The sequence below is a fragment of the Paenibacillus sp. FJAT-27812 genome, from assembly GCF_001273905.1.
Classification (GTDB): domain Bacteria; phylum Bacillota; class Bacilli; order Paenibacillales; family Paenibacillaceae; genus Pristimantibacillus.
This window is the reverse complement of the sequence record NZ_LIGH01000001.1, coordinates 2,396,922-2,411,512: the sequence shown is the minus strand read 5'-3', so window position 1 is coordinate 2,411,512 and position 14,591 is coordinate 2,396,922. Positions and strand designations below refer to the sequence as shown.

Sequence of the window (14,591 nt, the reverse complement as noted above, 5' to 3'; positions counted from 1 at the left end):
AGATGATCTCATTCGAGGGCTGCGCTTTTTTTAAGTAATTGTAGCTTCTAGCCTTGTCCCGCATTCGCGCTTACCGCGCTCGCGGATAGGTCTGTAATGTAATCAAAGAAACGAACGGGATCAACGTCATAAACAAGGCTTACGGGGCGACCATCGGCACGCTCTACCGTACGGCCTTGGCTAGGTCCATCCTTGATAACGCCGCTCTGCACCGTCTTGATTTCCACGAGCCCCGGGTTTCCGACGACAGCCGTCGTAAGCACATCCCATAAGTAGTAGGTCGAATTCGTTTCCATATAAACAAGCGGAGGGCATGCCGCATAACATTGCCCAACAAAGTCGAGACCTTCGTGCTTGCGCAGCGAAGCCCAGCGATTGCGAACGTCCATCGTGAGGGGAACCTTATTCGTGCTCTCAAGCGCGACAAGCAAAATCGGAATGCTGCTTGCCCATACGCGGTGCACAGCCTCTGGGTCCCAGAAGGCGTTCCATTCTGCGGTGCCGTCATGCTCAGGCTCTTGGACGTTGCCCTTTTCATTAAACGTGCCGCCCATCCAGACAAGCTTCTCGATCTTCGCTTCCACGTCCGGCGCTTCATCCAAAGCTCTCGCCAAATCAGTCAGCGGCCCTGTAAATAGCAGCGTCACCTTCTCGTCAGAGCGGCGCAGCTGCTCGATCATATGCTGATGGGCAGGCAGCGCGGCAACCTTCGTGCGGATCGTGCCTGATTCATTAAGTATAGGCAGCGCATCTACAAAAAACGTATGCATCCGCCATTCAGCCGGGAACGGATTGACGCCGCGCGAATTTGATCTTGCGACCTCGATCGTCTCCGTTTTCGCCGGTTTGCCGAAACGGTCGATGATTTTGCGGCTCGCCTTCTCGCCCGGCTCCAAATAACCGTCAGCGGGAATAACCGATACGCCAATAAGCTCAACGTCCTTCATTTGCAGCAAAAGAAACAAAGATACCAAGTCATCAACACCGGCATCGTGATTAAAATAAAGTTTAGTTCCCATATCAATCCGTCCTTCCTGAGTATAAAACGATATATCGTTTGTCCATCCTATAAATAAGGAGGTGAATTGTCAATGGCTAAGGATGTGTTATGCGAAGTGAATTCATGCAAGTTCTGGGCAGCAGGAAATCACTGCGGCGCCTCATCTATTTATGTTGTTAGCAATCGCGGCAAGCAAGCCAGCAACTCCGAAGAAACAGATTGCAAAACCTTTGAAGCAAAGATCTAACGAAGGGCTTTATCAATAGAAAGCAGCGCAAGCGCTATGTGCGAGTGAACTTCCTGTGACGAAGTCAGTTGCCGCTTGAGCCTTGCGCTGCTGCTATTGCTTTTTTTATTTGGCAACGGGTACCGCATCCATATACTCCTCAAGCGTCTCGCCGCTCTCAGCGATCTTAGCTGCCGTATCCTTGCCTACGTAACGGATATGCCATGGCTCGTATTGATAACCCGTAATCTCTTCCTTGCCCTCCGGGTAGCGGATAATAAATCCGTATTCATGGGCATGCTTCTTAAGCCAAGCCGCTTCCTTCGTATCCGCAAAGCAATCAGCCGCGGCACATTTGCCGTCGCTGCCGGAAACATCGATGGCAAGGCCTGTCTCATGCTCGCTTGTGCCAGGAAATGCGCTGTACGTTCTTGCCTTCTCTAGGCCGTCTCTCTTCACGTAACGCTCAAACAACGTTTTTTGCGTGCTGTGCGAGCGGTAAGCAGATACGCCTGCCAGCTGGATGCTGTCATTCTCGGCAGCTTTAAACATATTCTCCAGCGCCGTCGCCGCTTCTTGCCGCATTTTGCGCTTTTCTATCTTCTCTGAAAATATAAACCGAACGTCTGGAAACACTAAGTCCGAAGGGTTATATTCCTCTGGCAGCTTGTGCTGTTTATTCACGAGCACAGCTATTTCTGCAGGTTGTGCAATGACCGCCATTCCATCCTCGGTCTGCTCAGCTTGTCCGCCACCAGACTCTCCGCTCGGTTTATCCGTCGCCTGGCCATTGCCTCCAGTTCCCGCATTTCCATCTGCCGGTGTCTCAGTCTTGCCCGGCGCACCGCCATTTGGATCCGCTGCTCCGGCATCTCCCGACACTTCCCCGCCGCTTTCAACCGAACCATCGCCAGCCGCCTGCTTAGTCGGTATCGTTGCCGAATCGCCCGTCTTTAGAAAAGAGTAACCAATGACCATAGCCGCGCATACCATAACGAACAACAGCAGCCTTCCTCTTCTTTTTTTCATCATTTGCCTCCAGCATATATTTTACATATATTTCATGTAATTATACTCGTATTCATGCTTTGTCCAATAGCAACTAACTAATAGACTACTAAAATGGCGGTAATGTTTCAATCTAATAGCATGGTAATCATGTAACGTAATAGAAATAGAACAAAAACATGTATGTACTGCTAATTAGACAATTATAAGACTGGGCATGGAGGAGCCTTTTGCCTTTTGACATTCGACTATAATTAGGAGCATAATGGGATAAGAATTTACAGAACGCATATATATTATTATGAGCGGGCTGGCTGCCTCGGAGAGACGGCCTGTTTTTGCTGTGAAAGGTAGGCGGTTATATGACATTTTTAACTCCAAAACGACTGCTAAGCACTCGTCCCATCCTGTTTTTCTCGTTTATCATGCTGCTTAAGAGCTACCTGGCTTGGATGGTGATTTTCGAGGATGGGTTTTCCTGGACTACGATTTTAAAAGAAATTCCGTTTGTGCTTATCGTTTACTGTCTCATTGAATATTTTGCATCCAAACGCAAGCTTATCTACTATTTGATTGCGAACCTATTAATGACCCTTATTCTATTCGCCGTCATCATGTACTATAAGTATTACGGCGTTATCGTGACTTATCTCGCGCTAGAACAGGTGAATCAGGTAACAGCGGTCAAAAACAGCGTATTCTCGCTAATGGATCCATACTACCTGCTTATCTTTATCGACATTATTATCATGGCAGTATTGCTGTTTCGCCGCAAGAAGGCCGTCAATTGGAAGAAAGCAAGCTCCCGCAAAGAGAGCAAACGCCTAGTCGTTGCGCTGTTTACCATTTCGATCGCGCTTTGCTTATTCAACATTTTGCCAAACCGCGCCAGCATGAATGAGATTGTCAAAGCGGAGCAAATGGGTATTCTTAACTACGAGGCTTATATGATTTTCTCGAACAAAGATATTGATTTCGTTGATCCAAACCATATTACTCAAACTAAAATCGATAGCGTCAAAAAAATCGAGAAGCCGGCGGCTCCGTTTTTATGGAAGACAGCGGCTGGCAAAAACGTCATTATCATTCAAATGGAGTCGTTCCAAAACTTCCTCGTCAACCTTAAAATCGACGGGAAAGAGATTACGCCGAACATCAACAAGCTCGTGAATGAAAACTACTATTTCAAACATTTCTACCAGCAGGTCGGCCAAGGCAATACATCCGATGCTGAATTTGTCGTCAATACGTCGTTCTACATCCCGCCTCGCGGCGCGGCAACGATGATCTACGCGGACAAAGAGCTTCCAAGCTTGCCGAAGCTGCTTAAGGCGAATGGCTATGATACGACCACATTCCATACGAACGTCGTTGAGTTCTGGAACCGGGGCGAGCTTTACAAGGCGCTTGGTTTCGACCGTTATTATGATCAGAAGTTTTTTGGCAATGAAGATACGGTGTTCTTCGGCGCCTCCGACGAGCAGCTCTACAAGAAAACAGCAGCTGAGATGGAACGCATGAGCCAAAACGGCAAGCCGTTCTACTCGCACGTCATCTCGATGACATCGCATCACCCGTTTACGATACCTGCGGACAAATACAAAATGACGCTCCCAGAGCGTTATGAGAACACCTTCGTAGGCGATTATATCCGTGCTCAAAACTATGCCGACTTCGCGCTTGGCAAGTTCATTGCCGATTTGAAGGAACGCGGCATTTGGGATAACAGCTTGATTTTGCTCTATGGCGACCATCTCGGCCTTCCGATTTACTCGCTGGACCGTGACGACAAAGCGCTTATGGCTGAAATTTACGGCCATGAATACAGCTACACCGATATGATCAATATCCCGCTTGTTGTTGCATCAACAGGCTTAACCGAAGGAAAAGTATTCGATCAGCTTGGCGGTCAGGTGGACGTTTTGCCAACGATTGCGAACATGCTCGGCATTTCCTTGGATGATCATATCCACTTCGGGCAAGATTTGTTCAATCAGTCCTATAACGTGCTTCCACAGCGTTATTATCTCCCAACAGGCTCATTCTTAAGCAGCAAAGAGCTGTTCATGTCGGGAAGCGGCTACGAGGATGGCAAGCATTACTCGCTCGCGGGTGATGGCATCAAGGAGCAGGAAGCAACAGAGGATGAGTACCAGCGTGCACTCGAGCTGCTCAACCTCTCCGACAGCTACGTAAGCCAATTGCCTAGCTGGAAGAAAAACTAAAGAACACACAAAAGGCTCACTTCGAAGCGCGATAAGCTGCTTCAAGGTGAGCCTTTTTTTTTCGTTCAAAATAGTTTAGATGCTTTTTACAGCCTCAAGCACTTCCTTGACATGCCCGTCTACGCTGACGCTGCGCCATTCCTTCACAAGCTTGCCCTGCTCGTCCAGCAGGAAGGTTGAGCGCTCGATACCCATGAACTCCTCGCCGTTCCAGCTCCGCAGCTTCCAAACGCCAAACAGCTCGGACACCGTATGCTCCGTATCCGACAGCAGCAAAAACGGCAGCTCATGCTTGCTCACGAATTCCTCATGGGATGCCAGATCATCCGGGCTGATGCCGATAACCGCAGCGTTATTTGTACCAAACTCACCGTTAAAGTCGCGGAAGTCGCAGGATTCGGTCGTGCAGCCAGGCGTCATATCCCTTGGATAAAAATAAATAACGAGCTTCTTGCCCGCATAATCCGCCAGCTCTACATCTTTGCCGTTTGATGCGTGCAGCTTGAAATTTGGAACGATGTCACCCGTTTTCAATTGCTCTCCCATTGCACATGCTACTCTAATTTATATTTTCAATCGTCAAGCCATGCTCATTGCTGCTGAAAGACAGCCCGCCCGCCTCGCGTATGTGGACTCGCACCGGGAAGCTCTCAGCCGTTTTGTTCGTGAAATGCCATCTTCTTCCCGTCGATACGACCAATAACAAGCCGTTATCGTCACCGATCGGATTAAAGCTTCCATTGGTCGTTTTATAAGACATCAGGCCAAGCTTCGCCAAATGCTCTACCGCAGCCGGAATATCGGCAGTTGGAACGCCAATCTCGCTAATGCAAATGATATCCTCTTTCGGGTCGAACGGCCGCTCTACGCTATTGTCCATCGTATGGCGAGCGATCAGCTCCAAAATATTACCCGCGGGGTCCTCAAAATAAACAGAATGCGAGTTCCATGATTCGCTGTATGACACATCCTCGCCTGCCTCCGTACCTATCGGAACCCTCGCCTCGATCCAAGCTTTCGCTTCCGGCAGCTTGTTCTCCGGGATCGTAAAAGCGAAGTGATAGTAATGCTCCCCATCAGCTTCATCGCTTCTCTCCTGAAAGGTTAGCTCGCTCCAGCCAGCCTGTACCGTGAAGCTGCCTTGTTCGGAGCGAATAACCGGAAATCCAAGAATGTCGCTGTAGAAAGGCTGAAGGCTTGCCGAGTTTGCGGTTACTAGCGCTAGCTTTTCAATAATCATTTTACACCTCGTTATGTTCATAATACAAAGTGGTTTGCGTTACAAATGCTTTGGCCTCTTCTTTATCCTCATATAATCCATATGCCAGCATGAGTTTGGTCAGTGCTGCTTCAACAGACAGCTTCTCAATGACGATTGCCCCCGCTTCAATAAGCCGCAGTGATGATGAATAAAGCGCATCCGATCGGTTTCTTATCGGACATATGTAGACATCGATGCCTTGCTCCTTGCAGCGTTCGATAAACTGCACAAGCGAATGCGGGCCTTCCTCGATCGCGCTCGCCGTGCCGGAATGATGCAGATCATGGAGCACTGCCTTCGGCTGATTCGACGAGAAATCATAATAAGAATAATTCAAGCCGGGATAAGGCCTAATATAGACGATGCCATGCTCAAGGCGCAGCGCCTTTGGCTCCCAGTTATATGATGCTGCCTGTGCAAGGCGCAGCGATTCGGGCTTCGGGTTGCGATCATGCTCAAGCCAGTTGAACACTCGGCCTGCCATCGCCCCGTAAGGGATGCCGTAAGGACTTCCAAATTGATCGGTAAAAGATATCGCCTGCGTAATTCTCGTTCCGAGATAAACAAGCGGCACCCCTTTGTCATCCTCATACACGACAAACACGCCAGGAAGCTGCGCATCCGCGATAAAATCAATGGCATTCGCAAAGTTGCGGCGGCCGTTGCTGCGCTCATCCGCAAGCGGGTAATTGCTTGCGGTCAGCACGATTGGAATATTCGAATCGGCAAACAAATAACTGATCAAAGCAGCGCTATACGCCAGCGTATCCGAGCCATGCGTAATAACTAGGCCTTCATATTGCGATAGATCCATGCCCCGAATCGCTTCAGCCAGCGTAATCCAATCATCCGTCGTCATATTCTCGCTCAGCAGATTAAGCGGCTGCACCGCATGCAGCGCTACATCGTCTCTCTTCTCAGAGCTGTTGCTGTATACATCAATAAGCATATAAGAGCCTGATTGATTTACATCAATGCCCTCTCCTTGTTTTAAACTTCCGATCGTTCCTCCTGTAAATACGACTAACAATTGCTTCACTACTGTTCCTCCTTGCTATATAGCTGTCGCTACATCTGCGATAATCATTTCATGATTGCTATTATCGTATATGCGGCGCTGCATCAGGTCAAGACGTCAAGCCGTTCTTAACAGGTTACCCCTCGGCGCCCGCTTCATACGAAACCCGCGAAGCGCCTCATGCACATACGCATAGACAAGAGGAGGATGCTTCAAGGCTAATCCATCGCCTTGCCGCATCCTCCTCATCCTTATTTGCCCGCTGCATCTCTTTGCCTCAGCCAGAAGTCGTCGAACTGCTTCAGCAGCGTCTTAGCCGATATGCTTTCCTGCAGAAATTGGCGTCCTGCTTTCGTGCACATTTGATAATATTCGCTGTATCTCGTATATTGGCTTGGCCTTTTGACGCCCCGGAAACGAATGGGGTTGTTCTCCATCAGCATATACGGCGCATAAGGTCCGGTCGAATACTTCTCCACATCGTAGTCGTCATTATATATCGATACGACTCCTGTTGAATCGGTGAAGGCACGATTATTGTCCTGCGACGACAGGTAAGAAATGAATGCCCACGCCTCATCCTTATGGCCGGATTGCTTCGCAATGCCCCAGCCGGCCGCACCAACATTATAATGCGAAACGTCCTGCGGGCCCGTAGGCAAAGGCGCTGTAGCCCATTCGCCTTCCTTCAGCTTCTCTTGAATCGTGGCGATGACGTCAGAATCCTGAATAAGCATCGCGGCCTTGCCATCCACAAACGCTTCAACCTGCTCCTTAAAGCCCCAATCTATCGATGTCGGATGCGCAGTCTCTACATAAATCTTGCGGTACAGCTCAAGCGCCTCGGCCGCACGCTCGCCAGTAAAGATCGTTGATCCGTCCGTATTGAACATGGAATCGTTGGCGTCGACCTTGTCGCCGTTATAATCCTGTATGATGCTCGACAGCATGCTTGCTGCGCCTAAGCCGCCTCGAAAGGCAAAGCCGTATTGCTGGATTTCCGGTTTCGTCAGCTGCTTGCCGACAAAAAAGAGCTGTTCCCACGTTTCCGGCACCTGAAGCGCTTTCGCATCAAACCAATCCTTGCGATAGTAAAGCTGCACCTGAAAAAGGCTGCTCGGAATAAAGTAAGTAATATTGTCGAAATCCCTAGCCATCAACCTGGCATTCTCACTAAGATGCATATAGTTGCTCCACGTAGCAATGTAATTCTCCAGGCTTGCAAGAAGATCATGGGAGGCATATTCATGCACCGTAATATCTCGAACCTCCACGATGTCGACCTGCCGCTTATTTTCCAGCATATCCAAAATTTTCTCGTCAGCCGTCTCGTAATCCGGCGAAACCAGCTCAATGCTTATGTTAGGGTTTACCGATTCGAAATGTTCGATTAATTTCCTAAGCTGCGCTGTCCGCTGCGGAGTCGTCAGGCTTTGCACGACCTTCAAAGTCACTTTATCAGGAGCGGCTGTCGGTTCCTTCTTATCTGTCCTACCACCTGTATGCATACAGCCGCTTATAAAAGAGACCATGATTATCAACGAGAGCGGGTATAATGCTTTTCCCATTAGTTTGAGTTTCATCAAATTCCCCCGATTCAAAGTAAAGGCTCTTAACGGTTCATTGCCATTACTTTATTTATCGGCTTCATGCTCCCTAAATGATAACCATTTCGTTCTATTTTTATCTAAAAAATCTTGCTTAGGCTATGAGTCTGCTATTGTGCGGAACTTAGCAAATGCCGGACCGTTTCGTCGATGAGACTATCATGTACGGTCGGATTATAATTCAAGCGATCATGATAGCCGATGAAGATGCATCTTCTCTTCTGATCCGTTTGTCTTAAGCGCCGCCAGCTTTCCTCCAGCTGGTCGCAGTAAGCGCGGGATGCCTCTGCCGGTACGAGAAAGAGGACGCTGCTGCAGCCTAATTCAGCGATCTCATCAAGCGAGTTCGTATCCAGAAAGCCGATTTGATGCGCCGACTTCGGTGAAGCCATTTGCAAATCATCATAAAAGAAGTCCTTCATCTTGCGCCGGCGCGGGCCGAACATGCGAAAGCTGCTCTGCCCTGCATGCACGAGCAGAATGGGCTCATCGCCCAAGCTGCTTTGGAGCTGTACTCTCGCATTTTGAACCTTCATTTCATAATAGGTGAGCCACCGCTCCGCAACCGAGGATAAGCCTAGCGCCTCGCTTATATCCAATAGCCGCTCCTTCCAAGAGTAGGACTTCCATTCCAGCACCAATACCGGTGCAATAGCAGAGCATGCCGCGTGCATCTCTTCGCCCAGCGGTCCGGCAAGGATGAGCTCGGGCTCCGCCTCGCGCAGCTGCTGCAGCACTTTCTCTCGCTGTAGATTGTCGACCTTGATAAAAGATGCGCATGCCGTCATGCCGACGGCAGACAAATCTCCGGTAAAGACCGATACGAGCGTCGCCACCCTTTTTTTCGCTAGCTGAGCGTATTCCGTCGGCGCCAGCCCCATTTGCTTCTTGAACAGCCTGCTAAAGTAATACTCGTCCGGATACCCAACGGAATGGGCAATGTCAACGATCGAGGAGGTTGTGCCCGAGAGCAGGCGCATCGAAGCATCCAGCCTCAGCTTGGTCATATATTTGAGCGGGCTTAAGCCCGTATAGCTGCGAAACGCTTGGTAAAACCGGCTTGCGCTAACGCCAGAGGATCTAGCCAGCTCCTCCATGTCGAGCGGAAGATTGAACTGCTCGATCATGAACTGCTTGGTCTGCTCGACGAAGCTGATCAGTTCAGCCTCGGTCTCTCTCGGCTGCTGCACAGCTTGCAGCAGCGCGGCAGCCATTGCATAAAGCTGCGACTGCAGCTGGTAATACAACGCTGGATCGCTTAAGCCGCAGTCGCTTTGAAAATCCTGAATCCAGCTGCGCGCTTGAGGCATTCTCAGCAGCTTCAGACCCTTGCTGTCTCTGTAAGGAAGCAGCTCCGCAGCATCCTCCGCTTCCTCTGAGCGCTCGCAGTGAAAGCGGATAAGGACAACCTCCGCTTGCTGAATCCCCGCATTATGCAGCGTGCAGACGCTATGCGGCGGAATGAGAAACAGCTCCCCGCCAACCGCTTTATTTGAGATGCGCGATTCCTTCTTCACAAGCGTAACCTTTATTTTCTGCTGAAGCACAAAAGCGAAGCAGTGCTCCCGCCGATTCAGCAGCTGCAACTGCTGGCCTGCCGAAAGCTTGACTTCTTCCGTGCTATCGTACGTCATGATTCTGTAATTTGCTGAATTCGGCTGTTGCGACATGTTCGCTCACATCCTTTTTTTCATATTATTTTATAAATTGTAAATAATAATAATAATCATTGTCAATGCTGTTAGAGAGAAAAGCAGCTGTTAAATCATGCAAATGAATGAACCGAGACGCAAAGCTTAGCCACTTAACATAAGCTAGCCAGCGTCATACTCTATGATAATGACCGAGGTGACCCAAAAGATGGATCAATTGATCGATGATGAGCGCCGTGGCAGCGGCAAAAGATATTTCAGCCGCGGCGGTGTCAAATTTGCCCTTCTCACGCTGCTTGAGAGCGAGCCTATGCATGGCTATCAAATGATGAAGGCGCTGGAAGAGCAATCAGGCGGCCTCTATATCCCAAGCGCGGGCTCCATCTATCCAACGCTGCAAATGCTTGTAAGACGCGGCTTTACGGCGGTAATGGACGAGGAAGGCGGTAAAAAAGTATATCGCATTACCGATCAAGGCCGTACCGCCTTAAAACTGCTTTCTAATAAAACGAAATCTGATGCTGCTGAGAATGAACGTTACGCACCTCAGGCAGAGTCATTTCGAAACGATAAAATTCGCATGAAGCTAGGCTTGTCGCATGCATCCTATGATCTTCTTAGATTGGTGAAACAAGCCGAACAGGAAGCGTCCGCCAGCATGGAGCGCAAGGAGAGGCTGCAGCGTCTGATAAACGATCAGCATCAACAGCTTAAAGCTTTTTTAGCTTCGCGCGAGCATGATGCGGCGGCGGCTGCACGTGAAGTTATACTTGCTTCTAAATGAACATGAAATAGACGCTGTAAGGTTATACGTGCAAGAATACAAAAAGGGATCACCTTTTAAGTCTTTGATAAGACTTAGGCGATCCCTCATTTTTTTTATATCAATTAATGCGTTGAATCCGGCGACACGCGGTGCCCCTTAAGGCTCTGGCCATCATGGACGCGGTTGCCTTGCTCACCATCCTGCTTGCGCGCCATAAACGGCCACCAGTTGGCTGGTCCGAAAGTGCGTACCATCACAGGTATAAATAACGGCAGCATCAGCAGCGCGTACATAAACAGTCCGCAAAGCACGATCGTCGCGATTTGCAAGAGCGACATAACGCCCGAAGGCAGCATCGCAGCGAACGTTCCGCCGAGAATGACCGCCGCCGACATGATGACGGTACCCATGTTTTTCATCGCTTCGAGAATAGCTTGCGTTGGAGACAAATGACGGTACTCCTTGAAGCGATCCATCAAGAAGATACTGTAGTCGATGCCAAGCGCCACCAGCATGACGAAGCCGAAGAACGGCACTGCCCAGCTGATGCCCGACTGTCCGAGCAGCCTTACGAATATAACCTCAGCAATCGCCATCGAGGAATAGAACGTAACGAGAAGCGATGCGATCATATAAAGCGGCATGACGATCGAACGGAACAAAATAATGAGAATGATGGAGATACCGATCAGCATCAGAATAACGGTGCGTGAGTAATCGGCTTTTGAAATGTTGCTTAAGTCATGGTTCATGCTTGTAACGCCGCCGATGGCAACTTGGGCACCGCTGTAATCCGTGCCTTGAATGGCACGATTAACGGCTGCTTCCAGCCCGTCGATCTCAGCCATCGTTTCTTGCGCGTATGGGTTGCCGCTAAATACGACATCGAATTTCGCCGTTTGGCGGTCCTCCGACATATAAACGTCGAGCGCAGCCTGGAACTCCTTGTTCGCAATGGCTTCCTCAGGAATATMCCAGCCAGTCATTTGCTTATTTGGCGATCCGGCAAGGCCGTTCAAGTAACCGCCGGCTGAATTCAATCCTTCCGTTACCTGCGATAAGCCGTCAACGCTTTGATCAAGCCCGTTTGTGAGCTCGCCGAGCTGATCGTTTAACGAAGCAAAGCCTGCTTGAAGCTCCTTCTGACCATCCGACAGCTCGTTAAAGCCTTGCGTTACGCTTGGCAGCTTCGAAATGATTTGCCCTTGGCCTGCCGCAGCCTGCGAGATCCCCTTCTGGAGCTCCCCCAGTCCGGCAGCCAGCTTGCCAAGACCTGACGCAAGCGCCGATTGCCCTTCCGATGCTTGCAGGAAGCCCGCATTAGCCTGCGTCATGCCTGACGATAAGCCGGAAAGCTGCTCATTCAGCTGCGACAGCTGCCCGCTTATGCCTGCTGCTCCTTGTTGAAGCTGACCAAGCGTACTAAGCGCCTGCTTGAATTTCTCGTCGTTTTGCAGCTCGGGATAACTCTCTTGCAGGCCAGATAAGCCCTGCTCCACGCCCGATAGTCCGTCAGCCAGCTTCGCTTGCTCAGATGCGATTGCGCTGTATGCGCCCGTCAACTGACCAAGGCCGCCGCCTAGCTGCTCATAGCTGCCTAACAATTTGCGGCTTGCGCCTGCCAGCTGCTCCGCGCTTGATTGCGCCTGCTTCAGCCCTTCGCTGAGCTCTCCAGCGCCGACTGAACCATCCTTCAGCCCCTGTTGAATTTGCTTCAGCCCCGTGCCAAGCTGTACGATGCCTGCCTTAAGCTCATTCATGCCGTCGACAAGCTGGCCTGCCCCATCAACCGCCTCGTTCAACTTCGGCGCATTTTTGCTTAGCGCGGTGCTTGCCTCGGTCAAACCGTCTCCGATTTTGCCTAAGCCTTCACCGCTCTGGCCAAGTCCGTCCTCAAGCGTAACGACTTGATCCGATACGAGGAATTGCTCCATGACATCGCCTGTTGGGCGAGTTGCGCTGCGGACGGCTTTGACGCCTCCCGTATTCGCAAGCTCACGGCTCACTTGCTCCAACGTTGCCAGCCCCTCAGGCGTATCCATCGGCTTGTCGGTCTTGACAATGACCGTTGTCGGCAATGAATCGCCAGGCCCGAAGCTATCCGAAATCATATTAAACGCTTTGACCGAATCGTATTTGTCGCCAATCTCATCAAGCGAGTTAAAGGATATCGTCCCTTTGTAAGCCGTCAGGAACGGTACGATGATGACCGCCAAAATAATAAGCGCCCACAATGGACGTTTCAATGAAAATTTGCCGACTGTGCCCCATAGCTTGCTTGGCTTATGCTCCAAGGAGCCTTTGGCCGGCCAAAACAGCTTCGTGCCTAGCACCGCCATAAAGAACGGCACGATCGTAAACAATGCGATAAGAAGCACGGCAACCCCGACAGCAACAGCTACCGCAGAGCGGTAAAGCATAAAGGTTGAGAAGCCAATCGCTGCGAAGCCGACAAGCACCGCCAAGCCTGAAAATAATACGGTTCTGCCTGCTGTGCGGTAGGTTTGGATAATCGCTTCCGTTTTATCCCCTCCGCTGTGCGTAAGCTCTTCTTTAAAGCGGCTGATAAGCAAGATACAATAGTCCGTTCCAATCCCGAACAATACGGCAACTAGGAATATTTGCGTAAAGTTAGAGAGCGGAAAATCAAAATATTCGACTAAGTAAGCGATAATCGATTGCGATATTAAGTAAGTGAAGCCAACTGCCACCAGCGGTACTAGCGGCGCGATAGCCGAACGGAATACGACGAATAAGATGATCAAAATAAAGCCAAGCGTAATGAACTCCGTTTTCTTAAGCCCTTCTTGGGAGCTTTGCACGACATCCTCAGAAATGATCCAATTGCCGGTGTAATAATGCTCCACCTTCACATCGGAAATCGCCTCATAAAGACCGTCGCGCAGTTCTACAAGCTCACGGTCGCCTGCTTCGACATTAACAAGTGCAAGGACTGTGCTTCCATCCTTCGATACCATTTGCTCTTCCAGCTCTTTAGTATCAAAGTGGGTCGTGACCGAAAGAACGCCGATGCCCTCTCCTTCGCTCTTCAGCTTATTAATGCCGCTCTTTACCTCGGCTAAATCAGTATCTGATAAGCCGCCCTCTTTGTGAAAAACGAGGACAGTCGCCATGCCGCTGCTTGAGCTGGCGCCGTCTTTCTCTCCGATTGCTTTTTCCAGTTCGTTTGCCATGGTCGATGAGTAGCCGTCAGGAACATTAATTTGCCCTTTCGTGCGCACAAGCTCTTCCATGCCTGGCGCGCTGAGCATCAGCCCTACTGCAGCAACGAGCCACAGCGCCAGAACCACCCATCTAAATTTCAGTACGGTTCTCATCTCTGTATTCCCTCCAATAGAATAAGACTAAGATTGCATCATTTCCTTCGCCAGCTTCTCGAAGGTCGTTATAAAATCAAGCGCCTCCTGCTCGTCAAAATGTTTAATGTATTTGGCTAGAAGCACTTGAATCTTATCCTCCATTCCGTCGCACAACCGATTGCCTTCCTCGGTAAGCGCCAAATAAATGACGCGGCGGTCCTTCTCATCAGGCAGCCTTGTAATCAAATTTTTGCCAAATAGCCTGTTAATGATCGCGGTTATCGAGCTTTTGCCTACGCAAAATATATCCGCTAATTCGGAAGAGGTGCTCTTATCCCGCGTTCGCAAATAGCGCATAACGGTAAATTGGTCAACGGTCAGATCATGCGGCATCAGCTCGCGGAACATCGCGTTTAGCCTACGATTAACGACAAAATTGGCTGCCTCGTAGCGATCGATGATTTGTTTCAATAATGCTCGATCATCCACTCTGGTGTCCTCCCTAAAA

The 14,591-nt window shown here is 49.9% G+C and carries 12 protein-coding genes; 3 read left to right on the top strand and 9 right to left on the bottom strand.

Annotation, left to right across the window (positions count from 1 at the left end; translation table 11 throughout):
- Positions 1–47 precede the first annotated feature (47 nt).
- Positions 48–1,019 carry a nucleoside hydrolase gene (locus ADU23_RS10360; RefSeq protein ID WP_053373675.1) on the bottom strand — a complete coding sequence of 324 codons (972 nt, stop codon included), beginning with the start codon at positions 1,017–1,019 and terminating at the stop codon, positions 48–50.
- A 72-nt stretch (positions 1,020–1,091) separates the two neighbouring features.
- Between ADU23_RS10360 and ADU23_RS32065 the strand changes: the two genes are divergently transcribed.
- Positions 1,092–1,247, top strand: coding sequence for a DUF1540 domain-containing protein (locus ADU23_RS32065; RefSeq protein ID WP_076266302.1), 156 nt, complete (start codon positions 1,092–1,094; stop codon positions 1,245–1,247).
- Between the two features lie 105 nt (positions 1,248–1,352).
- On the opposite strand, the gene ADU23_RS10355 is transcribed toward ADU23_RS32065, so the two are convergent.
- Positions 1,353–2,255, bottom strand: coding sequence for a M15 family metallopeptidase (locus tag ADU23_RS10355; RefSeq protein WP_157265721.1), 903 nt, complete (start codon positions 2,253–2,255; stop codon positions 1,353–1,355).
- A 341-nt stretch (positions 2,256–2,596) separates the two neighbouring features.
- Between ADU23_RS10355 and ADU23_RS10350 the strand changes: the two genes are divergently transcribed.
- A complete protein-coding gene (locus ADU23_RS10350; protein ID WP_053373673.1) occupies positions 2,597–4,459 on the top strand; it encodes an LTA synthase family protein in 1,863 nt (620 codons plus the stop codon).
- A gap of 75 nt (positions 4,460–4,534) precedes the next feature.
- On the opposite strand, the gene bcp is transcribed toward ADU23_RS10350, so the two are convergent.
- The 5 genes from bcp to ADU23_RS10325 all read right to left on the bottom strand — a co-directional run bounded on the left by bcp (position 4,535) and on the right by ADU23_RS10325 (position 10,015).
- On the bottom strand, positions 4,535–5,005 hold the full coding sequence (gene bcp, locus ADU23_RS10345) for a thioredoxin-dependent thiol peroxidase (protein WP_053373672.1): 471 nt from the start codon (positions 5,003–5,005) through the stop codon (positions 4,535–4,537).
- Positions 5,006–5,018: 13 nt separating this feature from the next.
- Complete coding sequence (locus tag ADU23_RS10340; RefSeq protein WP_053373671.1) at positions 5,019–5,699, bottom strand: VOC family protein; 681 nt, start codon at positions 5,697–5,699, stop codon at positions 5,019–5,021.
- A 1-nt stretch (position 5,700) separates the two neighbouring features.
- Positions 5,701–6,759: an asparaginase gene (locus tag ADU23_RS10335; RefSeq protein ID WP_053373670.1), complete on the bottom strand. Its 1,059-nt coding sequence runs from the start codon at positions 6,757–6,759 to the stop codon at positions 5,701–5,703.
- Positions 6,760–6,989: 230 nt separating this feature from the next.
- A complete protein-coding gene (locus ADU23_RS10330) occupies positions 6,990–8,321 on the bottom strand; it encodes an ABC transporter substrate-binding protein (protein WP_053373669.1) in 1,332 nt (443 codons plus the stop codon).
- A 134-nt stretch (positions 8,322–8,455) separates the two neighbouring features.
- A complete protein-coding gene (locus ADU23_RS10325) occupies positions 8,456–10,015 on the bottom strand; it encodes a helix-turn-helix domain-containing protein (protein WP_053373668.1) in 1,560 nt (519 codons plus the stop codon).
- Positions 10,016–10,205: 190 nt separating this feature from the next.
- On the opposite strand from ADU23_RS10325, the gene ADU23_RS10320 reads away from it, so the two are divergent.
- On the top strand, positions 10,206–10,781 hold the full coding sequence (locus ADU23_RS10320) for a PadR family transcriptional regulator (RefSeq protein WP_053373667.1): 576 nt from the start codon (positions 10,206–10,208) through the stop codon (positions 10,779–10,781).
- A gap of 104 nt (positions 10,782–10,885) precedes the next feature.
- Here ADU23_RS10320 and ADU23_RS10315 read toward each other — a convergent pair whose 3' ends face one another.
- Together ADU23_RS10315 and ADU23_RS10310 are read right to left on the bottom strand one after the other, a co-directional pair.
- Positions 10,886–14,101 (bottom strand): MMPL family transporter, encoded by a 3,216-nt coding sequence (locus ADU23_RS10315; RefSeq protein ID WP_053373666.1) that lies wholly within the window; start codon positions 14,099–14,101, stop codon positions 10,886–10,888.
- 27 nt (positions 14,102–14,128) lie between these two features.
- Positions 14,129–14,572: a MarR family winged helix-turn-helix transcriptional regulator gene (locus tag ADU23_RS10310; protein ID WP_053373665.1), complete on the bottom strand. Its 444-nt coding sequence runs from the start codon at positions 14,570–14,572 to the stop codon at positions 14,129–14,131.
- Between the last annotated feature and the right edge of the window lie 19 nt (positions 14,573–14,591).